Below are 24,456 nucleotides of genomic sequence, written 5' to 3'. Positions count from 1 at the left end.
CTGCTTAGTCTCGATAAATCTTGGTTAAGTCCTGATAGTGATCGATACGACGATCACGAAGGTAAGGCCAAATTCGACGTATGTTTTCACTACGCGCTTGGTCTAATTCAACAACTAATAATTGCTCATCGCTGTTGTTCGCTTCGGCTAAGATTTCACCTTGAGGACCCGCTATAAACGAGTTACCCCAGAACTGAATACCTTCACTTTGACCGCTTGGATCACTTTCGTGGCCAACACGGTTACAGCTGATCACAGGTACGCCGTTGGCAACTGCGTGAGCACGTTGTGAAATAACCCAGGCGTCTTTTTGACGTGTTTGCTCGTCTTTTTCATCACGCGGGTCCCAGCCAATGGCTGTTGGGTAAATTAAAATTTCCGCGCCAGCCATTGCCATTAAGCGTGCAGCTTCTGGGAACCACTGATCCCAACACACTAATACGCCTAGTTTACCAACAGAGGTTTGAATAGGCTCGAAACCTAAATCACCCGGTGTAAAGTAAAACTTCTCGTAAAAGCCTGGGTCATCAGGAATATGCATTTTACGGTATTTACCGGCAATGCTGCCGTCAGTTTCAAGTACCACAGCAGTATTATGATATAGACCCGTAGCGCGCTTTTCGAATAATGATGACACGATCACCACATTGAGTTCTTTGGCAAGTGCGCCTAAGGTATCTGTGCTTGGGCCCGGAATGGTTTCTGCTAAATCAAAAACATCTACATCTTCGGTTTGGCAAAAATACAGGCTACGGTGTAGCTCTTGAAGAACAATAAGCTTAGCGCCTTGGCTTGCTGCATCACGAATACCCGCAATTGATTTAGCCATATTGTCTTGAGCATTATCGGTGTTTGATTGCTGAACAAGAGCAACCTTTAAATGCGTTGGTTTAGTCATTGTTTGTTCCTGCTAAAAAGCCGCGCGGTAATTGCATTGTAATACAGTGTAAGCTGCCAAATTGGTGAATAATTGGCACACAATTAATACCCACTACAGTGTGATCTGGGTATGCTTTGGCAACCTGACCAAGCGCCAGTTGGTCGTTTTCATCACCATAAATTGGTACTAAAACGGTTTTATTGATAATTAAATAATTAGCATATGTGGCAGGTAGTCTGTCACCATCTTCATCGAAAACTGCTTTTGGCCAAGGTAAGGCAATCAGCGTGTAGTTTTCACCTTCTGCTGTTTTAAATAATTGCAGTTGTTTTTCCATTGCATCAAGGGCTGCAAAGTGCTCATCATTTTTATCGTCGCACTTAACATAAACAAGCGTGTTGTTTGGTGCAAAACGTACCAGCGTATCAATATGGCTGTCAGTATCATCACCCGCAAGGTAACCGTGATCAACCCAAAGAAAAGAGGTAGCACCTAGTTGCTCAACCAGCGTTTTTTCTATATCTGCTTTTTTGAGTTCTGGGTTACGATTTGGGTTTAATAAGCACTCACTGGTTGTGAGTAGTACGCCGTGTTCATTGATTTCGACACCACCGCCTTCAAGAACCAGCTCACTTTGCTGATAACCATTTTTAGGGTCAGCGACTTGCTTTACAAGTACTTGATTAATTTTATTATCAAGATCACTTGCAAATTTATTGCCCCAACCATTAAAAATAAAATCCATTACTTTTAACTCTGTTGCGTCATCAATATTCGCACAGGTTAATGGGCCATGGTCACGTGCCCAAGTATCGTTACACGGTGTCACCACAAAGTGAATGCGATTAGCATCGACATCTGCATTTGCAAGTAAAACTGAAATATGTGCTTTGAGGGCATTATCATGGGCCACAATTACAACATCTTGTTGTTGGCTAATTGCTTGGCAAAGCGCTACATACACAGGCTCAACAGCTGTTAAATTTGCAGCCCAATCTGTGTCTTGATGAGGCCAAGTGAGCATAACGGCATCTTGCTCAGCCCATTCAGGTAAAAGTCTAAATTTCATGAAGGTATTAAACAAACTAAGGTGGGGCTAGTTTAGCATTTTAGCCATAGATGTCAGCTTTTTGTGCGCGATAAAGCGTGATTTTTAACTGTCTTGCTGATTGTTTTCTTGCTGACGTTTTTTAAGTTGGCGTGTTTGTGCGTGCAGGGCTGCTCTTACGACTAAATCTTGGTCAGCATCGCGAATGGCAGTAAACAATAATGTGTATTGGTATTTATCATCATCGCATTTTTCAATAGCCACTAATTCGGTATAGCAATAAATAGCTGATGCTTCGTGTTGCAAGAATAACTTAGTGCGAAATGATTGCCCTAATTCATACACATCAGCGGAGGTAAGTTTTACACCGCCACCGCCATAACTATCGCAATAGTTTGCGTTATCGTCAGGCTGCTCTGAGGCTAAGATGTGACTCATGATTAAATCAATTTTACGAGACTGAGCTTGTAAGAAAACAGCTAATTCTTGTGCTACATCACCCAGATTACGCAGTGGTCGTAAGCTTGTTTGTTCAAGTTCGTTTACTTCGTTGGCAAGTTTAAACAGGGCAGGGATATCCGCTTCAAGCTCAGCATTGGTTTTTGGCACAGCACTTGGTTCAACCGCATATAAATTGACACGGTTGCTCTCGTTGATTTGAAAAAACTGTTCAAATTCGGCTAATTTTTGATTATTCATGCTGTACTCCACACATCTTTCCTTAATACTAGCGTTCGAAGCAGTAAATTGCTAGTAATCAAATAATCAAAAAAAAGGGCAAACTCATTGTTTGCCCTTCATTTTTTACAGGTTACCCTCTTGGGTTTTGACATGTTCTTGTTGATGATGTTCTGCTATCTCATCAGCAAGCTCTTGTCTTGAACGTTTTTCAGTTAACTTACGCGCCGTTAACCAATAAAAGAACAGCGGCACAAAGAATACGGCAAGGAATGTCGCTGCCATCATACCGCCCATTACACCGGTACCAACACTGTGACGGGCACCTGCACCTGCGCCAGAGCTCAGTACTAAAGGAACAACGCCTAAAATGAAAGCAAGCGAAGTCATAATGATTGGTCTAAAACGTAAACGTGCAGCCTCAAGTGCAGCCGTACTTGCGCTCCAGCCTTGTTGATGTTTCATCAAGGCGTATTCAACGATAAGAATCGCGTTTTTACTAGCAAGACCAAGAAGTGTTACCAGACCAATTTGGAAGTACACATCGTTTGTCATGCCAACAACCCAAACTGCTATAAGCGCACCAAAGGTACCAAATGGCAAGGCAAGCATCACAGACAGTGGTAACGACCAACGCTCATATAGCGCTGCTAGAATCAAAAATACCATGATCACAGCAAGGCCTAAGGCAATCCCTGTGGTGCCTGAACTGCGTTTTTCTTGGAATGCAGAGCCTGTCCATTCGTAGGTCATATTAGGTGGTAAAACGGCTTGTGCTATACGCTCAACTTCAGCAATAGCTTGACCCGAACTGTAACCCGGTGCTGCATTACCCATCAGTTTAACAGCAGGTAAGTTGTTATAACGATTTAGGTTTTCAGGGCCACGGCTATACTCGATAGTGGTAAAGGCTGAAAGCGGCACCATAGTACCTTGGTTGTTTTTAACATAGATACGACCAATGTCATCAGGCTTCATTCTAAACTCAGCATCTGCAGACATTAGTACTTGCCATGCGCGACCAAATTTATTGAAGTCGTTAACGTAATAAGTCCCTAAGTTACCCGCAAGGGCAGTGAACGCATCATCAATTTCTACACCCATGGCACGCGCTTGTTCACGGTCAACATCAACACGTAGCTGTGGTGCATCAGGGCGCCAAAGTGTTTGCAGGCCACTGATGATAGGGCTCTTTTGTGCTTCAGCTGTCATCAACTGCATTGCATGTTGAAGTTTGTCTGGGTCGCTATCACCTTTGTTTTGAATGTAAAATTCAAAACCACCGGTGTTACCTAAACCAAAAATAGCAGGCGGATTAAAGGCAAGAACGAGCGCCTCTTTAATACCCGCTGTTTTCATGAATAGCTCTTGCACCAGCGCCTTGGTATCAACTTCACGCTCATCCCAGTGCTTTTGAGTTACGAATAAGGTTGCAGCACTGTTTTTGTAACCACCGCCAATAAAGTCAAAACCGGTAAACGCCACCACGTTTTCGTTCGCTGGGTTTGATTGTACGGCCTCAACAACTTGCTGTGTGACTTGCTCTGTGCGCTCAAGTGATGAACCGTCAGGTAAGAAGATTGCAGAGATGTAATAACCTTGGTCTTCATCTGGCACAAGCGAACCAGGGGTGTTTTGCCAAAGGCCAATTGTAGCGGCAATCATGCCCGTCATTAAGATCAGCCCTAACAGGCCACGGCGTACCATAAAGCCAACAGCACCGACATAACGGCCTGTGATCTTGGTAAACATGTCGTTAAACCATAAGAAGAAGCGGGCAGTTTGCTTGTGTTCTTGTTTTAAAATAAGCACACAAAGCGCTGGCGTCATCGTTAACGCAACGATACCCGATAAACTCACAGCAATCGAAATAGTAATAGCGAACTGGCGGAATAACTCACCGGTTAAGCCACCCAAAAACGCAATTGGCACAAACACTGAACAAAGTACTAAAACAATTGCCACCACAGGGCCGCTTACTTCGCCCATCGCTTTAACAGCGGCTTCTCTAGCACCTAAGCCTTCTTCGTGCATGATACGCTCAACGTTTTCGAGTACCACGATAGCATCATCAACAACAATACCAATCGACAGCACCATACCAAATAAGGTGAGTGAGTTAATTGAATAACCCAGCATATACATACCGGCAAATGTGCCCAGTAGTGACACTGGTACTGCAAGGGTAGGTATTAGGGTAGCACGCCAGTTTTGTAAGAATAAATACACTACTAAGAATACCAATACCATGGCTTCAAGTAGTGTTTTTACAACTTCACGAATCGATACTTCAACAAAGCGGGTTGTGTCGTACGAGGTTAAATGTGCAAGTCCGGTAGGGAACTGGCTTTTCATTTCTTCAATAACACTGTTTACTTCTTCGGCTACATCAAGGGCATTTGCTCCTGGTTGCAAGAAGATACCTAATAGTACCGCCTCTTTACCGTTAATTGTCCCTTTGAAGTTATAGTCTTTTGAGCCAAGCTCAACACGCGCTACGTCTTTTAAGCGCAAGCTACTGCCGTCTGTGTTTGAACGAATAATGATATTTTCAAATTGCTCAGGCTCAGATAAGCGACCTTGTGCAGTCACACTGTAAACCAACTCTTGAGGAGATTGTGTAGTAGGTGTGGCACCAATTTTACCTGCCGCGTATTGTGAGTTTTGTACACGGATTGCCCCTGCAATTTCTTCAACAGTGACACCTAATTGGCTCATCACATCAGGGCGTAACCAAATGCGCATTGCGTAATCTTTGGCACCAAAAATTTGTACACTGGTAGTGCCAGGAATACGTTTAACACGGTCTAGCACGTTCATGGTGACATAGTTTGATGTCCATAAACTCGAACGTGTTCCATCTGGTGAGTAAAAGGCATGAACTTGTAAAAAGCTAGAAGAACCTTTTTGAACCACCACACCTTGGCGGCGAGTTTCTTCAGGTAAGCGCGCTTCAACCTGCTTAACACGGTTGTTTACATTAACGGCGGCTTGGTCAACATCAGTACCAATTTCAAAAGTAACTTCGATGGTGGTTGAACCTGCACTGGTTGACGTTGAAGACATATACATCATGCCTTCAACACCGGTAATGGCATTTTCAATCGGTGTCGCAACCGTTTGCTCAAGCACATCGGCAGATGCACCCGGGTAGGCTGCGGTTACTTGTACAACCGGTGGTGCTATTTCAGGATATTGCGCCACTGGTAAGCTGCGCATCGCAGCAAGGCCCGCAAGCACAATAACGATAGATATAACAAACGCAAAAATGGGTCTGTCTATAAAGTAACGAGAAAACATAAGGCTCCCTGTGCTTATTCTGCGTGGCTTGGGTTAGCGGCGGGTTTGCCAACATTGACTGGCATACCTGGGAAGAAAATACGTGCCATGCCATCAACAATAACTTGGTCGCCTTCTTTTAAACCACTGCGGATTAACCAAAAGTTTTGGTATTGCTCGTTTTCTGGTTTTTTGATCCATTCACCTACTTTTACAGGGGCAGGTAATGCGACATCCATACCTTGTTCGTTTTTACTTACTACATAAACAAATTTACCGGTGCCGTTATCAAGCACGGCACGTTGCGGCACGATGAAAGCGTTTTTGCGAACTGCACCACTTAACTCAACACGAACGAATTGACCCGGGCGAAGTTGAAAATCAGGGTTAGGAATAATTGCCTGAAACTCACTGGTACCTGTGTTTGGATTAATACGCACATCAGAGAAGTTAACTTCACCGGTTTGCCCGTATAAAGAGCCGTCTTGGAGTTTAATTTGTGTTTTCCAGTGGCCTTGCTCAGGTAATGTCAGTGAGCCATTTTTAACATCTTGACGCATTTGCAGTTGTTCACGCTCAGATAGGCCAAAACGAATACGAATAGGGTCAAACTGAGTCATTTGAGTCAGTAATAAATCTGGACCAGAAACATAGGTTCCTTCAGAGACAAACTCACGTCCCATTACACCTGCGACAGGGGCTTTCACTTGCGCATATTCAAGGTTTAGTTGCGCTTCTTTTAAGGCTACTTTTGCAGCGGCTAAATCTGTCTTAGCAATATCATTGGCTGAGCTTGCGTTATCGTAGTCACGTTGTGAAACTGACTTTTCGGCACGTAGTTTAGCTAATCGTTTAACGTCACGATCAGCTTGAACAAGCGCTGCTTTTGCACCATCAAGTGCAGCTTGCGCACGATCAACCGCAAGTTGATAAGGTTCTAGGTCAATTGTAAACAGTGATTGGCCTTGCTCTACACGCTGACCTTCTTCAAAGTTGCGTGATTCAAGAATACCGGTGACACGGGCACGAACTTCAACCTCTTTTGAACCAGACAGCGTCGCTGGTAGCTCAATAGTAAAAGGTGCATCGTGAGTTTCCATTGTCATAGTCGCGACAGCAGCGGGGTGCATTTGACCCTGTTGTTGCTGTGGCGCTTCAGAACAACCTTGCAGTAGCAAAGGAGCAGAAACTAATAACAACGCAGATAATGATAATTTGGCAGGTGCGAAAGGCAGACGCATGTTTACTCCACAGTCCAATTGTTAAGTAGGTATGCATAAAAAATAGTCTATTAACATGAAAGACGTCACTATGCATATTCATTTAGCGTTTAGTTTATACCCAAAAAAGAGAAAGGTACACCCTGTAGTTTACTTTTTTATTGAGCACAAAAAAACGCAAAGCATTTTCGCTTTGCGTTAATATAACGGTTTAAATCGTTTCTTACTTTTCCGTTAGTAAAGAGGCTAACTCTTCAAGGTTTTTAACGATGTAGTCTGGTTGCTTTGCCAGTGGGTAAAGGGCTTTACCGGGCCTTGCGATAAACGCTGTTTGCATACCCGCTTCTTTAGCGCCTGCTACATCCCAGCCGTGCGCTGCAACCATTAAAGCTTCGTGAGGCGCTACATTTAATTGTTCAAGCAACCACTTGTAAGCGCGCAGATCGGGTTTATACACTTTAATATCTTCAACACTGTAACGGTGAGTAAAGTAATCTGTTAAGCCAGCATGTTGAAACTGCGCTTTAACACCGTTATTTGACGAATTTGTAAAGCTGACCAGCTTATAGTCTAGCTTTAATTGCGCCAACGCTGGTTTAACATCGCTATGCGCAGGTAAAGATAAAAGTGGTGGCACAATCGCTTGCTTTGCTTGCTCTTTAGTTAACGAAATTTGATTATTACTTGCCACCATCATCAGTGCAGCAACGCCAATTTCACCGAAGTCATGATAATCATTCGACACCGTACTCACTAAGGAGTGATGCAGCATGGTCGAAAACCAAAGCGGTAATAACTGAGTATTGCCATCAAGCGCTTTAGCGACTGAGCTTTGCATTTGTTCAAGATCAAGCAAGGTTTCGTTGACATCAAACACAATTACTTTTGGTTTTGCTTGGTGTTGAGACTCTGCCATTGTGCCTCCCGAATAGGTTATGCTTACCAATAAAACTAGACTAAAAAATACTTTTTTAAACATGACTTAGTGCCTTAACTGCGTTAAGAACATCTAAAGGCTCTGCTCTTAGAGTGTAATCTTCATGGGCAAAAGCAAATTGAATCACACCCTGGCTATCAATAACGTAAGTTGCCGGTAATGGTAATTCGTAGCTATCGTCACCATTGGCTTTTGGAATATCTAAACCAAGTTGATCGTAAACAGGAATTAAGCGTTCATCTAACGTGAATACCAAGCCACACTTTTTAGCCAAAGAGTTAGACACATCAGAAAGAACTGTATAAGCCAGCTCGTTTTGCTGTTGGGTAGACAGTGATTCATCAGGTAACTGAGGCGAAACAGCAACTAACTGTGCATTTTGATCAGCAAATGCTTGTTGCATGTTATTGAGTGCGCGAAGCTCTAAATTACAATACGGGCACCAACCACCACGGTAAAAACTCAGTACAAGCGGGCCTTTCGCTAGCAACTCAGTCGAGCTGATTTGTTTGCCTTTGCTGTCGGGTAATTCAAATGCTGGAAACTTATCACCGACGTTTAAAGCATGTTTACTCAATTGTTCTGCAATTAGTTTTTCAGTCGTGACATCCATCAAATTTAAGATGTCAGCTGGGACATTGGCTTTCTTTTGCACTTCAAATGCTTCGATTTGGGTTTTTAAAGACATACATACTCCAATCATTTTTTACAATTTGTAGCAAGTATAGAGTTTTGAATTTTTATATATACAATACAAAACTGAAACCTAAATTCGAAAATATTGAATCAAAGCCATGTACAGTTTATGTGATTTAGAAACCTTTATAGCCATAGTTGAAAACCAAGGTGTGGTTGCCGCTGCTAAAGCTCAGGGCCTTTCACCTGCAACGGTAAGTCATCGCTTAAGTAAGTTAGAAAAAGCGTTAAGTACAGTGTTGTTGTTTCGTGATAGTCGGCGAATACGCTTATCACCTGCAGGGGAGTTGTTTTATCAACGTGCTGGTGCCATTTTAGAAGCCTTGTATGATGCTGAGCATCAAATTGGCGCTCGGGGTTCAGCGGTTACAGGGCTTTTAAGAGTCACTATGCCGCCTTGGGTTTTCTCAAAATTTGTAATGCCAGAGCTTGGTCATTTTGAACAGCAATTTCCCGACTTGAAACTCGATTTTATGATTACAGATCAATTTGTGAATATTGTTGATGATGCCCAAGATGTGGCTATTCGAGTAGGTCAGTTGGCAGATTCAAACCTGCTTTCTCGTAAGCTTGTTAGTAACTCTCGTATTTTGTGCGCAGCGCCGAGCTATGTTGAAAAATATGGGCAACCAAAATCGGTGGCTGATCTTAAAGACCATTACTGGGTGTGTTTGCCATGGCAGCGACAGCTTAAATTTAACGAAGGCGGCCAAATAGTTAATTATAATGCGAGAACGCGTTTTACTGTATCTAACTCAGATAACATGACACAGGCTGCGATTGCAGGCCATGGCATAGCGATTAAATCTTATATTGCAATTAAAGACGATTTAGCCGAAGGACGGTTAATCGAAATACTCCCTAATAGCCTTGTTGATGCTGACGCGCCAGTGTGGTTTTTAAAACCACAAAACAGCCTAGTGACGCGCAAAACAGAGGTTTTTTATGAGTTTATGAAATCTTTGTTTACTTAAGGTACAAAAACTTAACAAATGGCTTGTAATTAAACTGAAATCTCGTACCCTAAAGCAATAAAAATATAATAAAGGTGAGTTAAGGATGACAGATCAAACTGGGGTTATCACCGCTTTTACCGAGATATCGAGCAAGCTTAGGCGCTTTGTATCACGTATCGTCAGCCCTGATGATGTAGAAGATATTGTGCAAGAGACGTTTATAAAAAGTTATGAAGCTGATCTTAAGCAAAATATCGAATATACTCACAGTTATATGCTGAAAACGGCTAAGCATTTGGCGCTAAATCATATTGCTAAATGGGACAATAAATACAAAGAATCGTTAGATGAACAACAGCAGGTTGAGCATCACATGCGTTCATTGGCACTTGAAGATGAAGTAACTTCTAAAGAGCGTTTTTTGTTTTTTTGCCGAGTGACTAACGAACTAAGCCCTCAGGTTAAAAAATGTTTTATCTTAAAAAAAGTCTATGGCTTAAGCCAAAAGGAAATTGCAGCTAAAATGAGTCTTAGCGAAAGTACTGTTGAAAAACATATAGCCAAAGGCTTATTACATGTTCACCGAGCAATGAAATCACACGACGTACAACCCCAGGCATTTACCCCTACCACAGAGTTCACTGCAAAAGAGGTGAACAAATGAGTAATGTCCACCCATTTTCATCAAAAGACATGATTCAAGAGCAGGCGAGTCAATGGATCAGTGCCATTGATCGTGGCCTATCTAAAGATGAAGTAAGCCAATTACACTTGTGGGCTCACCAAAGTGCGGCTCATCAAGAGGCATTGTTTGAACTTGCGACCTTATGGGATGAAATGAGTGTGCTTAATGAGTTAAGTAGTTTGTTTCCTTATAAAGCACCGCAAAAACAACCTGCAGTATTTGGTATGGCAACCGCTGCCAGCTTTTTGGTGGCAATGCTGCTTGGTTCTATCATGCTTATCTATTCAAGCTATTGGCAAAGTGAAGAAAACGACTACGCTAAATTTAGCAAAATTTACCGCACCAAAGTGGGTGAGCAAGCTGAATTTGTGCTCCCAGACAGCACTATTGTGCAGCTTAATACCAATACTAAACTCGAAGTTGCCTACTCAGGCGATCGCCGTCAGTTGATTTTGAGCCGTGGTGAAGGGCGCTTTAATGTTGCCAAAGATCCGAGCCGTCCGTTTACGGTTATTGCTGGTGATAAATCATTTACTGCACTTGGTACGGTGTTTAATGTTCAGCGAAATACCGCTTCAGACTTAGAGCTTGTGGTGACTGAGGGCAAGGTGATGATTGCTGATCCGAGTACTCAGGTTGATGCCAGCGATTTTAATCGTTTAAAAGATGCCTCAGATAACAGTGCAAATATTAAAGCGCTTCGCGCTAATGTTGTTGTATCTGGTGAAAAAGCCCTCATAAAACAAAGTAAAACAGAGCCAATTAAACAGTTATCGGTTGATGACGTACAACGTGATTTGGCATGGCAACAAGAAATGCTGATTTTTAATGGCGAGTCTTTAGGCGAAGCTCTGCAAGAGGTGAGTCGTTATACTGCCACACGTTTTGAATTAAATGATCCAGAACTTGCCTCTTTAAAAGTGGCTGGCGTGTTTAAAACTGGCGACATTAAAGGTTTGCTTGATTCTTTACAGGCCAACTTAGGTGTAGAACATCAACGTTTAGGTGAACATCGTGTTAGCTTAACTATCGCTGCAAAAGGTTAGTTCTGCCCATGAGAATACGCCAATGTTATGATGTTAATTGTGCGCCACCTTCTCGTCACAAAAAATTAATTAAAAAAAAGTTAAATTTACATAGCGGATTTTTCTTCCTCACTTGTTTGTTTAAATTGCGCAGTAAGCAATTGCCGTTGTTACCTGCCTCTTTTGTTATTTATGGCCTCACAGCAGGCCAAGTAGCAATAGCGGCTGAAAAACAAATGCTGCAATTTGACATCAAAGCGCAACGAGCTGATTTGGCGTTAATCGAATTTGCAAAGCAAACCGAACAAACAGTCATTTTTTCTTTCGAATTAGCAAAGCAATATCAAGCGCAATCTGTGTTTGGTTTTTACACCAAACTTGATGCACTGAACGCGATGCTAGAAGGCGCTGAGCTCGATGCGGTTGTTGATCAACAAGGCTTGCTGAGTATAAAACTCAAACAAGTAGATAGGATGAATAATAACATGATCAAAGTATCAGGGGTCAGCGCTGCAGTCGTGCCATTACTGCTTGCCGCCAATACGCAAGCGTTAGCAGAAGATCAATCAGCAGAACAAAACATCGAAAAAATTGCCGTTGTCGGTAGCCGTGTAGCAGGACGCTCGGTTGAAGATTTACCGGTTCCGGTTGATATTTTAAGTGCCGAAGCACTCGAGAATACAGGTCAAACAGAAGTAGGCCGTATGCTTCAGGCTATTGCACCGTCTTTTAACTTTTCAAGCTCGTCTATCAGTGATGGTACTGATGCACTTCGTCCTGCAACATTACGTGGCTTAGGGCCAGATCAAACCTTAGTTCTTATCAATGGTAAACGCCGCCACCAAGCGAGCCTTATTCACATTAATACGTCAGTTGGTCGTGGTACGGCGGGTACCGACATGAATGCTATTCCTGCTGCTGCAATCAAACGTATTGAAGTATTACGTGATGGTGCTGCTGCGCAATATGGTTCAGATGCCATTGCAGGTGTTATTAATATCGTATTAAAAGACGCTGAAGAGGGCGGTAAAGCGGCTATCAACTACGGTGAGTATTCAGAAGGCGATGGGGAAACTGTAACTGTTGATTTCAACAAAGGTTTTGCTTTAGGTGACGAAGGTTATTTAAATACCACAATCAACTACCGTGACCGTGCGCCGACTAACCGTGCAGGTCTTCATGGCTCATGTCAATTTTACGGCTGTACTGAACTTGATGATGGTACGCTATTGGCAGGCGACCCACGTGAGTTAACAGCACCTCGTGATACGTTTAGAATTGGTGATGCAGATTCACAGCAATTTGCCTTAACGATTAATACTGGCTATGAGCTTGCTGGTGGTGAGCTATATGGCTTTATCACTTATTCAAATCGTGAAAATGAATCAGCTGCGTTTTTCCGTCATAACGCAAATGCTAATGGTAACCCTGTATTACAAGATGGTGATGCAACCATTCCTATGGGTTTCTTACCAAAAATTAATACAATCATCGATGACGTGTCTTATAACTTTGGTTATAAAAAATCGTTCGATAATGACTCAAGCATTGATTTATCGTACACCTACGGTGAAAACAGCATTGATTACACAACAAGTGACACTATCAATGGCTCATACGCGAACTACCTTCGTTATGACCAAGGTTTAACGGCTGATGAAATTCGTGCCACTATTCCGCGTTCAGCATATGCATATGGCCTTGAATTATCACTGCAAACTTTAAACCTTGATTACACAAAAGATTACGACAACTTCTCATTAGCACTGGGTGCTGAGCTTCGTACCGATGAGTTCCGTATTCTTGAAGGTAGCGAATACGCATACCGTGATTACGACACTGTTGATGGTATGAGCATCTATTCTGGCTTAAATGGTGGGGTAGGTAGTGTTGACGCTGCAAGTGGTACGCAAGGTTTTGGTGGTTCAGACCCGGCATCATCTGTTGATGAGTCGCGCGATGTGATCTCATTCTATATGGATGCAGAAACCTATGTTATCGATGATGTAATTATTTCAGGTGCGGTACGTTACGATAACTACAAAGGCTTTGGTGACACAGTTAACTTTAAGTTAGCGGGTAACTGGTCTGTAACTGAAGATGTGTCTTTACGTGGTGCATTAAGCACAGGTTTTAGAGCACCTTCTATGCAACAACTTTACTTTAATAACGTAAGTACACAGTTCGTTGTAGGTGATGATGGCAGCTTAGTGGCTGAGCAAGTAGGTACGTTTAGAAACGACAGTACCTTAGCGCAATCAATTGGTATTCCTAAGCTAAAAGAAGAGAAATCACAAAACCGTAGTTTAGGTATTGTGTATAACGTCACCGACAATATTAACTTAACCATTGACTACTACTCGATTGATATCGACGACCGTATCGTTATTTCTAACCGTTTAGGTAAAGGTTTATCAGATACGCTAGATGCTGCACTTGAAAGCTCAGGCGCAGGTGCGGGTCAGTTCTTCTTAAATGGTGCAGACACAGAAACAGAAGGTGTTGATTTAGTAGCAACATGGAACACAGAAGGCCTAGGCGGTACGCTTGATTTCACCTTTGCTGCTAACTTCACTAAAACAGATGTGGTTGATTTATTCACGCCATCAGGCAGTGGCCTTGAGACTATTCCAGTAGAAGATGTGTTTTCTGCCCAAGAAACATCAATTATCGAAGAATGGCAACCAGAAGACCGCATTAACTTAAGCGCGCTTTACCGCTTAGAAGATTGGACTGTAAACCTATCTCTAAACCGTTACGGCGAATACACAGTTGAAGATGGTGGCCGTCAAACATACGGTGCTGAAATCTTAACTGATGTTAAAGTTAACTACTTCTTTAACGAAAACCTGTCATTTAACATTGGTGCAAATAACTTATTTGATGTTTACCCAGATAAGAACACCATTGGTAATTCACGCTCGGGTACAATTGTTGATGCAAGCGGCAACACAATTGTTTCAAGCCCTGGTGTATTCACTTACTCACGTCGTTCAGCACCATTTGGTTTTAACGGTGCGTATTACTACGTAGGTGCAGAGTACAAGTTCTAAACTCCCTTTAGATTCCTTTATTATTTAACTTGCAAAGGGCCGTTAGGCCCTTTTTTAGTTATAAAGAGGTGCTTATAGAAATTGGCACATCTTGATATTGTTTTATTTTATCAAGCAAGGTTACTAAGGTTTTGTGGCTGCTTTGCTCACTTGCTGTTACTTGCACATTGGTCATTTCAAACTGTGCGGCAAATAAGGCAAGGTTAGCGATTATCTGCTCTGGTGTGATAAGCCGGTTTGCAAAATAAATACTATCGTTTTCAGTGATAGTAAATTGCGCTTGTTTTTTAGGGTTTTCAAGACTTGTTTTTGCTAAAGGGCGATTCACTTCAATAGCGCGCTCCTTAACAAATGAAGTTGTGACGATAAAAAATATCAGCAAGATAAACACAATATCGAGCATAGGAGTCATATCTACATCAGCGTTTGCAGTGGTTTTCTTATGTTGTTTCACCATAATTAGGTCCTTGTTGTTTTTGACCAAGCCACAAAATTTACGATTAGGTGGACTAGTCATAGTCGTGATTAATACCACGGATTATTTTTAAAATGCTGGGCGCCACAGCAGTTTTTCGGATCCTAAATTTAAAGTTAGCAGCTTTTATAAATACTGTAGTTAAATAAATATTCTAAGTTTATTAAATGTTTGTAGCGTTTTTGTTGGTAAAAATATTTATTAGCTTTGATGAAATTATTTTGAAGTTTATCTGGTCATTTTTGTTGAAACTAAGTTTAAAGGATGGATAAATGCTAAAAATTAAGTCTTTAGTTTGTGCCATGTGCCTTGTATTACCAACAGCAAGTTTTGCTGAGCAAGCAGTAAATGGGCAAGATTTTATTAATTTATTTGAAAAGCTGTCAGGAAAGCAGCCCGGAATCAGAAAAGGTCACGCCAAAGGGGTGTGCGCTGTCGGAACATTTACACCTAATCAAGCAGCAAAGCAGTATTCAATCAGCCCTTTATTTAACGCACCGTCAAAAGCAAATATTCGCTTTTCTATGGGCGGGGGTAACCCTCATGCTGATGAAACATCACGCTCGCCGCGTGGAATGGGGGTGCAGTTTGTGCTAAAAAATGGTGATGTGCATAATATTGCAGGGCTTACTACGCCGGTATTTGCAGGCAACAGCCCAGAAGCATTTTTTGGTTTACTAAGTACCTTAGTACCTGACGAAAAAACAGGTCAAATCGATTTTGCAAAAGTAAAAGCATACAGAGAGCAAAACCCGAGTACTTTAGGACAATTTAATTGGCTACAAAGCCATAACCCGCCAGCATCGTATGTGTCTTCACGTTATTTTGGTGTGCATACCTTTTACATGGTTGATGAAAATGGCGCTAAGCATGCCTTTAGATGGGCCATGGTGCCAGAAGAGCCAGAGCAGGTGCTAACAGAAGAGCAAATGAAAACCTTCCCTAAATCATTTCTGGCTAAGCGACTTGAAGAGGATTTAGCGAAAGGGAAGGTTCATTATCGTTTTCAAGCACAATTAGCCGAGCCGGGTGATGCATTAACTGACCCTTCAGTTCGTTGGCCTGCGAATCGCAAAACAATTAATTTAGGAAAGCTCAGCATAGAATCAACAGGTGAGTCAGGTTGCGATCTCACTAATTATGACCCAAATCTATTGTCTAAAGGGTTTAAGCCAAGTGATGACAAAGTACTTAAATTACGCTCAACAGCCTATGCGATTTCATTTGCTAAGCGTTTAACGGGGCAATAAAAAACTAAATCGCTTGGCGGTGCTCCCCATAATTTGATTACCAAATAAACTTGGTGGTTTAACGACCAAGCGATTTTAATTTAAAAGTTGTCGTAAATAGTTAAAGTCATATTTGCCAATTATGTATTGTTTTTATTCACTTTACCCTTACCTATACATTTACTGAAAAATAAATAAAGGGAATTTTATGAATGTGACTTTGCGTGATGTTACGAAGGATAATTGGCTGGATGTAATTCACTTAGAAATAACTAAAGAGCAAGAGGATTACGTGGCGTTAAATTCAGAGTCTATCGCTGAATCAAGCTTCTATCCCCATTATGTTAATCGGGCAATATATCGTGAAGATGAGGTTGTCGGTTTTATTCAATATTACCAAGAGCTTGAAGAAGGGCTACCTGATGAGTTTTACATTGCTCAGTTTATGGTTGATGTAAAATATCAAGGCCAAGGTATAGGTAAAATCGCAACAGAATTAGTAATTAACGAGATGAAAAAAATTCCAGAATGTAAAAAAATAACCATACTCTACATGCCTGGCCACCATACGATGCGCAAATTTTATTCTCAGTTTGGTTTTGTTGTCACCGAAGAGGACGATGAAGACGGTGTTGTAATGGAACTTGATGTTAAATAGTTGAAATGCACTTTTTGGGACATAATGTATGGTACGCCCCGTTTTGCAAGTTAATAACTAAAAATAACGGAGATGGTTTGCGCTAATGTATTCAGAGTCTATTAGAGACTTTCATTAGTCCCAGCTCTACGATGAGATCTGCGCCAGATTGTCCTCAAAAATGAGAAAGTACTTTATCTTACTGAAATGTCCACAAGGTCTTCAATCTGGTGGTCTAACCGTTTTGTCATCATTAATTATCATATGCAAACTGACTTAAACTCTAATTTCAAAGGGCTTCTTCTTGGTCATTACAGACCAAGCTATTCTTGCTATTTTATTTGCTAAAGCAACAAGTGCGACATTAAATGGTTTTCGACATTTTAAATCTATCAACCATGTTCCAAAGAACTTTTCCGCTGTTTTATCCCGCCACATAAAGGCACGAGCAGCGTGAATAAATAACTCTCTCAGTTCCTTATTCCCCCGCTTGGAAATACCTAACATTCTAGGTTTACCGCCCGTTGAGTATTGAAATGGAACTAACCCTAGCCAAGCGGCAAAATTACGTCCATTATCAAAATCCTGTGGACTACCAACTGCTGATATACAGCATGATGCAGTCATAGGTCCAACACCTGGAATTGTTTGTAATAACTTAGCTATATCGTTTTCTTTATTTAACGCTAATAACTTATCTTCTTGAGCTTTAATCCACACATTTAGTTGATTGTAATATTCATATTGAGTTGTTAGCTCTGCAATCAATAGCGGTGGCAACACTTCATTTTGATCAGCTATCCATTGGAACAAGTTTTTCATTTGATGATGGCCTCTCGGAAAGCTAAGTCCAAATTCCAGTAGTATCGAGCCAATTCGGTTCATACAGGCGGTTCTTTCTTTAATATAGCCAGAACGAACACGTCTAATAACGGTCCCTAATTGAGCTTCTTCTGTTTTGACTGAAACAAACCTCATGTTTGGCCTTGTTGCAGCTTCTGCTATCGCATCTGCATCAATGTAATCATTCTTATGGGTCTTAACATAAGGTTTTACATATTGAGCTGGTATTAGCTTAACCTCATGTCCTAATTGTTTGCATTTCCTTGCTAGCCAGTGAGCACCGCAGCAAGCTTCCATTGCAATAACTGTTGATTCTTGGACAGATAGAAAATCGACTAACTTTGCTCTGGAGTATTTATGTCGAAATATTTCACGACCAGAATAATCGTGACCAATTAGGTGAAAGGTTGATTTACCTAAATCAATACCTATGACTTTTGCAACTGACATGATGGTTTCCTCCTGTAATAGCCAACACTATGAGTTTAGCTAATGGGTGGGGCGTACCATCTAATTAATGAGTTATAGTATTTATTCTGTAACACCCGAATAATGGGCGGATTTTGCTTGGTTACACTTAGCGAAGAATGAGCGCCAGCCAAGCTTTGAGCGTCCCATCCATTATTGCCTTGTTATAACCCCCACACCTGTGATGCTGCAAGAATTATTGCCCCTGAAAATACTGAAAAAGACATAATATTGATAATTTTCCAGTTCCCACCATTATTGGTAATTATTTTAAACAAACTAAACAATAAAGTTAAAAATGCACAAACTGAAACCCCAATTAAACCCAACATAATTGGTGACCAAGTTATGTTGCCAGAATTAAAGTGATAATTGAAAAACGCAAATGCCCATAGATGAAAAATACAAACAACCAAAATATATAGTTCGTTTAATCCAAATCGCTTCTGCTGAATACCACATACAGGACAAAAGTACGCAACATACTTACCAGAACGAACAGCTTTCGGGAATATTTTGGAGTTACATTTCTTACAAATAGTCATGGTGTTCAACTGATACTACAGGGGTTATAACAGCGTATTACCGAGAATTCCCGTTAACACTCTATGTGTTAATTTCCAGAATTATCAAAATACGGTTTTTAATAATCAAATTATTAATAACTTACACATAGCTAAAAGGATTTACAATTGTTGAGGCTAAGACGAGTTATGTTTGTAAATCGTCAATGGACGCAAACGTATTGAGACGATGTGCAGTTGTGTGCCAACTACTGTCATTCGTAAAGTCCCACACTGAAATGGCTTGTTATATTTCAACTTCTTCGAATATTGCATAAGATTTATGAAGTATTCGTGCACCTATATACACCTTCTCTGGGGTGATGCCACAAGAGTATCTATAGGATTTACCAACCTCAACAACAGCAATAATTTCAGCGTCTGTCGCACCACCTCCATAATTACATTGCAATATGAATTTATATTCGCCTGGTTTCAAGTAAGCTTCTTTAATAGCATTTTGCATTGGCTTAAATTGCATAACCAATGAACCGTTAGCGTCAAAAACTGCATTGATAAATGCACTCGGTTTACTACTAAACGGCTTATGTGGTTGTTTGAAGATATATGCTAACTGATTTTGAGCAATTCCTTCGGGGTTGTGAAACCTTGTAGCTTGGCAACCAGCCAATAAAAGAACAAGAAATACCGAAATGAAGTTTTTCACTAAACTATCCTTTAAATATAACACTCGCTTTACTTGTCCATTATTTAAAGCGCTTGTTATGTACCTTTACCCATTATTTTATAGGCTATTGGATACTCTTTTTTATACAAATCAGAACTCAATTTCTTTGCTAGTGCCAGACACAACTCTTCTTTTTTAGGTTGACTCTGTTTGTTAAACCAAATTATTGAGTTATTTGAAACATTCTTTCCAAGATCAAACAATTGCTCTCGTTCTTTTGTCGAAATTCTATCTAAGCCAGTTATTAGGTTTGTAACAACCGCGTTATTCCTAGACATCCATGCATCAATAGCTTCAGTAACTATAGCCCCGGCTTCAGGAGCGTTTCTATTGCACATAAATTTAAAAACATCCATTTCTTTAATGTGCCCATAAACTATTCCAATCGCTTCGCCTTCATTTTCAGCATCTGATGAAGCATTTGAATAGGCATAACTTGAAATAAACAGTCCAAAGAAAGTTAAAAATATTCTCATACTCTACCTAGGTACATAACGCCCACATAAGGGGCAGTAATGCGTGGGCTAAAATCCGAGATAAGCGACAGAGCCCACGTGTTACTGTCCCAGCGAGCCTGCGAGCGACTTAATGTGATTGTTAGGTACGTTCTACTGACTAAAATAGGTATCTCCTCGCTCTACGGAGGTATTAGACTTCTCGTCACTAATTAGGACTTCTGGGTCAGCGGTTGCAAGAATGAACACCGTCTGATCTTCTGTCCAGATATAATACCCAAAAATTTCATCAGGCCCAGTTTGATCAACAATACTGTCTGCCTGCACATACTTTTGATATTCGAGGCCATTGCACTTTCTTACAGGGCCGAACTCGTGGGTAATATCTAACTTTTCTGTAGGTGAAGAGTAAGACTCATCAATAATGTGGAACGAAACCACTTCGTTAAATATGACTCGTAGACATCGACTCGTTTCCAAAACTTTAACAGGGAAATAAGGCCCGATCGGAGTATCAGTATCAGACAACACCATTTCTCGCTCATTTGACTTAACACCTTCAACCAGTTTAATGCTAAGCACACTAGGGTGATGGAACTCTACCTTCTCGAAAAACCATGTGTCTACCTTCGGAATATTCATAAGTACCTAACGCCTGGCGCAGAGGCGAGCGATAGCGAGTCCTGCCCGCAGGGCGCACTGACGCCACTTGTTAGCTGCATTTTATTTGATTGGATTGAATTTTTCTAAGTGCTCTTGAATGGCAAGTCTTACGTCATGAGCTGCTTCTTGCAGCTGAGAAATACCAACACCATTTTCATACATTCGAGCATTAATTTTATTATGAATCCATGCGTAATTCGTATCTAAGCTATCCCAGTATTTACCTTCTTTAAGCCCGTTTTTATAGCTGTCTATTTCTTGGATATAGGCAGAAAACATGGATTTTGTTCGTGCTTCTAAGTTTGAAATAACTTTATCTCTAATTTTCTTTGGAATAAATGGATCAGACTTTAACTTGTCAAGATAAGTTGTAAGATGACCAAAGTTATCAGGAGTTGGCGTTCCAACATGAATTTCTTTACTTGTAATTATTTCATGTTTAAAAGGTTTTATTTCTTCATGCAGCCTTTCTATAACTTCCTTGGCTGAATCCTGCTTTCCCCAGTATCTATCTGAACTTGGATCAAATTCTTCATACAATTCATCAGAAAGTAGTGCCAATCGATCCATTACACGTTTTTGGTACTCGGTATTGACAGAGTTTAAGAGTCCATTTTTTGCTTTAATAAACGTCAATATCGCAATCAGTGATCCAGTAATATAAAAGAGAATTTGGAAAATTTTTACTGCTGAATCCATCTATTTTTCCTTTGTTATGAACTGTAAAGTTTAGGTGCAGCTAACATGTTTATAGCGAGCTAATCGCGCGTTTTTCTACCACAACGTAGCTCGTTTTTCTTATTAGATTATTTTTAACAAACTTGCTAACTAATTGCCAGTGTTATTAAAATTTAGGAGTTCTCGCTTTTACCTCAGGATAAAAACGAGCGATTGGGTCGTTTTCTTGACTATGCGAGCAATAGACTTTGACGAAATAGAAAAGCAATTGTGAACGGCCGATGTTCGCTCTTTTAAAATTCGCCTAAACACGTCTTGGGACAGTAACGAGTCATGCTTGATGGTCAGTAATTGGCTCTTCGCGGAACTTCGGGAAAGCTGGCACTTCGGATGGTGAATTTGCTAGTTGCTGTCTCTCAATTGATGTTTAAACCTAACAATTAAACTCTCAGAATAGATACAAACCGCTTATCTAACTACTAAATAAAAGGGCAACTACTTGTTTGCTACAGTGCGTGAAGAATAAATGCCAGCCAGTATTTTTTCATTTTAAATTTTATTGTTAGCTTCGAACTCTACGACGCTAACTTTAACCACGTGATTAGAACAGCGTAATAATGGCCACGAAGCATTATATTGAACTTCAAGAGGCTTAGTTTTCTTAATCTGTAATTCACTTCCAGTCAACCAAGTCAGCTTGAACTCAGCATTCAATTGATAAGAAGCTAAGACTCCTACACCACAAGTGCCGTTAGCAAAATCAAGAAATACTTGAGTAACATCACCACTTACAGAACTTGTTTCAACAATATATGCCTTATGCCCAAGCGAAGAAGTTAAAACCTTAGATTTCTCCATCTTTAGCCCAGAAGGTAAAGTGTTTTTTCCACAACCCGCAAGCGCTGCAATGATGAATAGTGTGAGATACCATTTCATTTAGAAACCTTTTGCCCTGTAAAGGGGGTAATAATGTTTGTCTAAAAATTATGAATAGTAGCGGAACAGAGCCAGGCTTTAGCAGTCCCATCACCTGGTGCGTTTGTTAGTTGTACTTACAACCAAAACTGCCACTACTTTTTTGATTTTTGTATTTTATAACTTGTTGGCTCTTTTTCTTTGTGGCTTCGATTATCATCGTATTCGATACCCTGATACTCACCACTATGCCCCGTTATTACTATTTTTCTTGTATCTAGCCACAATATTACTCTTTCGGCTTCTTCAGCAATGTGAGGGTAGAATTCATCAACTTTATCATTAAAACCATCTGGACAAGTTAATCCAAGACCGTAACCTAACCCAAGGTTATCCATGAAACCAAATCCTTCGCAATATAGGTCATAGCATTGCTCGATATATTTATCCACATCGTGCGGCTTAGCAATTATTTTATGGAGGATGTTGCGAATACTCCATTCATAATATTTACCCATAGAAAAATACTTTGAGAGCACTTTTTGGGCTTCATATAAACTGGAAGGCGTTTTGTAGTTTATTGAAATGATTTCGAGATAATCATCAGAGTTTAAGGTTTGTTCGAGTGTAGTTTCCGTGTACACCCAATTCTCGAAGTCAGATAATTCGATTTCTCTGGATACTAATCTATAGAAAGTTAATTCGATAGGATGCAAACAATTCTCTCACAAAGCTAACGCCACACTAAGCGGCAACTAAAACTTGGCTATAATATACGACGATGGAGTACAAGCCATGCGTTTTTTGCCCATACTCATTACGGACTGAACCAGATTTGTTGCATAGCTGATAAGAACTCTTCTGTAACAGGATAACCAGAATCATCGCCAATGACTGAATCTATGTCACAAGTTGGACAAAGAGCTGTATCCCCATCATCTGTCCAATATAGGATATTTTTGTAATCGAATATATCAAGGCAATAGAAACAACCACATTTGTTGCTATTTCGCAAAGAATCTCGGTGATATATCGATTTTTTGTGAGCCGCTTTCGCAGCATATAGTAGTTCAATATCCATATTTTAAAAGGGTATATAATGCCCCGTTTAGGTGTTAGTTATTGGCTAAAAAACGAAAGCAGTGAGTAAATTCAACTGTTCTGCGTCCATTGATTGATTAATTTGTTAGCTATACACATTCCATTCTGTAGCTCAAAGTTAAATTAGTTATGCTATCCGAGTTTGCAATGTAACGTATAATAGCCTTTTCGCTGTACCAGTCACCAGACCATTTAAATTTGAACTCACCATCTAGAGTTTCAGATTTATACGCTTCACCGTTTAGCATCAAATGTATAACGGAAGAACCGGTAGAGTTTCCATAGCCTTCTATCTTAATAGCTATAACTTTATCTCCACATGTACTCGTTAATGTAAAAGTTTGAGATTTTGTTAAATTCTTATAATTGATTGTAGAAACTTGATAATTATTACTACAAGCTATTAAACCAACTAATAAAAAGTAGACTAAAACTCTCATTCGATTACACCATATAGCTAACGCCGCGATAAACGGCAAAAAGTAGTTGCAAAATTTGTGATGCACGAACAAAGCCAACTGTTTTTGTCCGCACTTTTAATTTACCTTGTTAGGTGTATGTATTCCAAATTAGAGTAAACAAAACAAAAATTGAAAATGTTGCATACGTGACGATACCTAACCAAAAACAACCGGGTGATTCACTGCGCTTAACAGTTATTGCTTTAATTTCTATTTCTCCAGTTTTTACTGCATGAATGCAATAAACAAGTAAAAATGGGCTTAAAAATAAAAACACTATAAAAGCTACGAAGTCACCGAATCCCTCGGGTTGTGGTGTAAACACAAATGCCAAGAAAGTAAAAATACAACCTAAAAGAAAAATAGTTTTCAAAAGCCGTGAGGTATTTAACCTTAAATTAGTTATTGCTTTAATTACAACGTTATCATCGTTTTTAACAGAACTTATTGGTGACTTACACTTAGAACCAGTTTTCGGAGAGATTCCTTTATTTCTATTGTCTATTTCTTTAAGTACAATTTGATACCTATGATGATATTTATCCCGATCAATATGCTCTAAAACATCTAAAAATTCCTCATGAGTATATTGAGAATAATTTGGTTCAGAAGTAAACACCAAGTACACCTAACATGTTTATAGCGAGCAAATTGCGCGTTTTTTTATTGGTTTATTTTTAACAAACTTGTTAACTAATTGCTAGTGTTATAAAAATCTAGTAGTGCTAGCTTTTTAACTGTATAAAACGGGCGAAAGGGTCGTTTCTTGACTATGCGAGTGATTAAATTGTAGCTTTACGTATATACAGTTAGAAGGATTGTA

The 24,456-nt window shown here is 40.3% G+C and carries 23 protein-coding genes; 6 read left to right on the top strand and 17 right to left on the bottom strand.

Annotation, left to right across the window (positions count from 1 at the left end):
• Positions 1-4: 4 nt before the first annotated feature.
• The 7 genes from KQP93_RS09790 to KQP93_RS09760 form a co-directional block, all read right to left on the bottom strand.
• The gene (locus tag KQP93_RS09790) at positions 5-898 is read right to left on the bottom strand and encodes a carbon-nitrogen hydrolase (protein WP_054553061.1); all 894 of its coding nucleotides are present in this window, start codon (positions 896-898) and stop codon (positions 5-7) included.
• Positions 891-1,949 carry an agmatine deiminase family protein gene (locus tag KQP93_RS09785; protein WP_217874221.1) on the bottom strand — a complete coding sequence of 353 codons (1,059 nt, stop codon included), beginning with the start codon at positions 1,947-1,949 and terminating at the stop codon, positions 891-893. The genes KQP93_RS09790 and KQP93_RS09785 overlap by 8 nt, the downstream gene beginning before the upstream one ends.
• Before the next feature lie 84 nt (positions 1,950-2,033).
• Positions 2,034-2,627, bottom strand: a complete 594-nt coding sequence (locus tag KQP93_RS09780; RefSeq protein ID WP_217874220.1) for a PilZ domain-containing protein — start codon at positions 2,625-2,627, stop codon at positions 2,034-2,036.
• A gap of 105 nt (positions 2,628-2,732) precedes the next feature.
• Positions 2,733-5,906 (bottom strand): efflux RND transporter permease subunit, encoded by a 3,174-nt coding sequence (locus KQP93_RS09775; RefSeq protein WP_217874219.1) that lies wholly within the window; start codon positions 5,904-5,906, stop codon positions 2,733-2,735.
• 14 nt (positions 5,907-5,920) lie between these two features.
• On the bottom strand, positions 5,921-7,126 hold the full coding sequence (locus tag KQP93_RS09770) for an efflux RND transporter periplasmic adaptor subunit (protein ID WP_217874218.1): 1,206 nt from the start codon (positions 7,124-7,126) through the stop codon (positions 5,921-5,923).
• Between the two features lie 202 nt (positions 7,127-7,328).
• Complete coding sequence (locus KQP93_RS09765) at positions 7,329-8,021, bottom strand: haloacid dehalogenase type II (RefSeq protein WP_217874217.1); 693 nt, start codon at positions 8,019-8,021, stop codon at positions 7,329-7,331.
• Between the two features lie 55 nt (positions 8,022-8,076).
• Positions 8,077-8,730 carry a peroxiredoxin-like family protein gene (locus KQP93_RS09760; protein ID WP_217874216.1) on the bottom strand — a complete coding sequence of 218 codons (654 nt, stop codon included), beginning with the start codon at positions 8,728-8,730 and terminating at the stop codon, positions 8,077-8,079.
• Between the two features lie 106 nt (positions 8,731-8,836).
• On the opposite strand from KQP93_RS09760, the gene KQP93_RS09755 reads away from it, so the two are divergent.
• The 4 genes from KQP93_RS09755 (at position 8,837) to KQP93_RS09740 (ending at position 14,457) form a co-directional block, all read left to right on the top strand.
• Positions 8,837-9,712 carry a LysR family transcriptional regulator gene (locus tag KQP93_RS09755; RefSeq protein WP_217874215.1) on the top strand — a complete coding sequence of 292 codons (876 nt, stop codon included), beginning with the start codon at positions 8,837-8,839 and terminating at the stop codon, positions 9,710-9,712.
• Positions 9,713-9,797: 85 nt separating this feature from the next.
• On the top strand, positions 9,798-10,358 hold the full coding sequence (locus tag KQP93_RS09750) for an RNA polymerase sigma factor (protein WP_217874214.1): 561 nt from the start codon (positions 9,798-9,800) through the stop codon (positions 10,356-10,358).
• The gene (locus tag KQP93_RS09745; RefSeq protein WP_217874213.1) at positions 10,355-11,425 is read left to right on the top strand and encodes a FecR family protein; all 1,071 of its coding nucleotides are present in this window, start codon (positions 10,355-10,357) and stop codon (positions 11,423-11,425) included. Before KQP93_RS09750 ends, KQP93_RS09745 begins: the two co-directional genes overlap by 4 nt.
• A gap of 125 nt (positions 11,426-11,550) precedes the next feature.
• On the top strand, positions 11,551-14,457 hold the full coding sequence (locus KQP93_RS09740) for a TonB-dependent receptor plug domain-containing protein (RefSeq protein WP_440590059.1): 2,907 nt from the start codon (positions 11,551-11,553) through the stop codon (positions 14,455-14,457).
• A gap of 58 nt (positions 14,458-14,515) precedes the next feature.
• Here KQP93_RS09740 and KQP93_RS09735 read toward each other — a convergent pair whose 3' ends face one another.
• Positions 14,516-14,914 carry an ExbD/TolR family protein gene (locus KQP93_RS09735; protein ID WP_217874211.1) on the bottom strand — a complete coding sequence of 133 codons (399 nt, stop codon included), beginning with the start codon at positions 14,912-14,914 and terminating at the stop codon, positions 14,516-14,518.
• A 290-nt stretch (positions 14,915-15,204) separates the two neighbouring features.
• Between KQP93_RS09735 and KQP93_RS09730 the strand changes: the two genes are divergently transcribed.
• Both KQP93_RS09730 and KQP93_RS09725 read left to right on the top strand, forming a co-directional pair.
• A complete protein-coding gene (locus tag KQP93_RS09730; protein ID WP_217874210.1) occupies positions 15,205-16,182 on the top strand; it encodes a catalase family peroxidase in 978 nt (325 codons plus the stop codon).
• Between the two features lie 187 nt (positions 16,183-16,369).
• On the top strand, positions 16,370-16,819 hold the full coding sequence (locus tag KQP93_RS09725) for a GNAT family N-acetyltransferase (RefSeq protein WP_058584874.1): 450 nt from the start codon (positions 16,370-16,372) through the stop codon (positions 16,817-16,819).
• Between the two features lie 255 nt (positions 16,820-17,074).
• Here KQP93_RS09725 and KQP93_RS09720 read toward each other — a convergent pair whose 3' ends face one another.
• From KQP93_RS09720 to KQP93_RS09680, 9 genes are all read right to left on the bottom strand, one after another.
• A complete protein-coding gene (locus tag KQP93_RS09720) occupies positions 17,075-18,091 on the bottom strand; it encodes an IS110 family transposase (RefSeq protein ID WP_217874209.1) in 1,017 nt (338 codons plus the stop codon).
• An 828-nt stretch (positions 18,092-18,919) separates the two neighbouring features.
• Positions 18,920-19,339 carry a hypothetical protein gene (locus KQP93_RS09715; RefSeq protein ID WP_217874208.1) on the bottom strand — a complete coding sequence of 140 codons (420 nt, stop codon included), beginning with the start codon at positions 19,337-19,339 and terminating at the stop codon, positions 18,920-18,922.
• A 56-nt stretch (positions 19,340-19,395) separates the two neighbouring features.
• On the bottom strand, positions 19,396-19,836 hold the full coding sequence (locus tag KQP93_RS09710) for a hypothetical protein (RefSeq protein WP_217874207.1): 441 nt from the start codon (positions 19,834-19,836) through the stop codon (positions 19,396-19,398).
• 132 nt (positions 19,837-19,968) lie between these two features.
• Positions 19,969-20,457: a hypothetical protein gene (locus KQP93_RS09705; protein ID WP_217874206.1), complete on the bottom strand. Its 489-nt coding sequence runs from the start codon at positions 20,455-20,457 to the stop codon at positions 19,969-19,971.
• 81 nt (positions 20,458-20,538) lie between these two features.
• Positions 20,539-21,177: a hypothetical protein gene (locus KQP93_RS09700; RefSeq protein ID WP_217874205.1), complete on the bottom strand. Its 639-nt coding sequence runs from the start codon at positions 21,175-21,177 to the stop codon at positions 20,539-20,541.
• A 528-nt stretch (positions 21,178-21,705) separates the two neighbouring features.
• Positions 21,706-22,092 (bottom strand): hypothetical protein, encoded by a 387-nt coding sequence (locus KQP93_RS09695; protein WP_217874204.1) that lies wholly within the window; start codon positions 22,090-22,092, stop codon positions 21,706-21,708.
• Between the two features lie 134 nt (positions 22,093-22,226).
• Positions 22,227-22,787 (bottom strand): hypothetical protein, encoded by a 561-nt coding sequence (locus KQP93_RS09690; RefSeq protein ID WP_217874203.1) that lies wholly within the window; start codon positions 22,785-22,787, stop codon positions 22,227-22,229.
• A gap of 474 nt (positions 22,788-23,261) precedes the next feature.
• On the bottom strand, positions 23,262-23,612 hold the full coding sequence (locus tag KQP93_RS09685; protein WP_175081829.1) for a hypothetical protein: 351 nt from the start codon (positions 23,610-23,612) through the stop codon (positions 23,262-23,264).
• Positions 23,613-23,721: 109 nt separating this feature from the next.
• Positions 23,722-24,252, bottom strand: a complete 531-nt coding sequence (locus tag KQP93_RS09680; protein ID WP_217874202.1) for a hypothetical protein — start codon at positions 24,250-24,252, stop codon at positions 23,722-23,724.
• Positions 24,253-24,456 lie beyond the last annotated feature (204 nt).

The sequence above is a fragment of the Pseudoalteromonas shioyasakiensis genome, from assembly GCF_019134595.1.
In the GTDB taxonomy this organism is placed as follows: domain Bacteria; phylum Pseudomonadota; class Gammaproteobacteria; order Enterobacterales; family Alteromonadaceae; genus Pseudoalteromonas; species Pseudoalteromonas shioyasakiensis_A.
Note: the sequence above shows the minus strand (reverse complement) of the source record. Positions and strands in the feature narration are given on the sequence as shown.

Coding starts and splice junctions, on each gene's coding strand:
- KQP93_RS09790 (WP_054553061.1), bottom strand. CDS start 898: ATGACTAAACCAACGCATTTAAAGGTTGCTCTTGTTCAGCAATCAAAC.
- KQP93_RS09785 (WP_217874221.1), bottom strand. CDS start 1,949: ATGAAATTTAGACTTTTACCTGAATGGGCTGAGCAAGATGCCGTTATG.
- KQP93_RS09780 (WP_217874220.1), bottom strand. CDS start 2,627: ATGAATAATCAAAAATTAGCCGAATTTGAACAGTTTTTTCAAATCAAC.
- KQP93_RS09775 (WP_217874219.1), bottom strand. CDS start 5,906: ATGTTTTCTCGTTACTTTATAGACAGACCCATTTTTGCGTTTGTTATA.
- KQP93_RS09770 (WP_217874218.1), bottom strand. CDS start 7,126: ATGCGTCTGCCTTTCGCACCTGCCAAATTATCATTATCTGCGTTGTTA.
- KQP93_RS09765 (WP_217874217.1), bottom strand. CDS start 8,021: ATGGCAGAGTCTCAACACCAAGCAAAACCAAAAGTAATTGTGTTTGAT.
- KQP93_RS09760 (WP_217874216.1), bottom strand. CDS start 8,730: ATGTCTTTAAAAACCCAAATCGAAGCATTTGAAGTGCAAAAGAAAGCC.
- KQP93_RS09755 (WP_217874215.1), top strand. CDS start 8,837: ATGTACAGTTTATGTGATTTAGAAACCTTTATAGCCATAGTTGAAAAC.
- KQP93_RS09750 (WP_217874214.1), top strand. CDS start 9,798: ATGACAGATCAAACTGGGGTTATCACCGCTTTTACCGAGATATCGAGC.
- KQP93_RS09745 (WP_217874213.1), top strand. CDS start 10,355: ATGAGTAATGTCCACCCATTTTCATCAAAAGACATGATTCAAGAGCAG.
- KQP93_RS09735 (WP_217874211.1), bottom strand. CDS start 14,914: ATGGTGAAACAACATAAGAAAACCACTGCAAACGCTGATGTAGATATG.
- KQP93_RS09730 (WP_217874210.1), top strand. CDS start 15,205: ATGCTAAAAATTAAGTCTTTAGTTTGTGCCATGTGCCTTGTATTACCA.
- KQP93_RS09725 (WP_058584874.1), top strand. CDS start 16,370: ATGAATGTGACTTTGCGTGATGTTACGAAGGATAATTGGCTGGATGTA.
- KQP93_RS09720 (WP_217874209.1), bottom strand. CDS start 18,091: ATGTCAGTTGCAAAAGTCATAGGTATTGATTTAGGTAAATCAACCTTT.
- KQP93_RS09710 (WP_217874207.1), bottom strand. CDS start 19,836: ATGAGAATATTTTTAACTTTCTTTGGACTGTTTATTTCAAGTTATGCC.
- KQP93_RS09705 (WP_217874206.1), bottom strand. CDS start 20,457: ATGAATATTCCGAAGGTAGACACATGGTTTTTCGAGAAGGTAGAGTTC.
- KQP93_RS09700 (WP_217874205.1), bottom strand. CDS start 21,177: ATGGATTCAGCAGTAAAAATTTTCCAAATTCTCTTTTATATTACTGGA.
- KQP93_RS09695 (WP_217874204.1), bottom strand. CDS start 22,092: ATGAAATGGTATCTCACACTATTCATCATTGCAGCGCTTGCGGGTTGT.
- KQP93_RS09685 (WP_175081829.1), bottom strand. CDS start 23,612: ATGAGAGTTTTAGTCTACTTTTTATTAGTTGGTTTAATAGCTTGTAGT.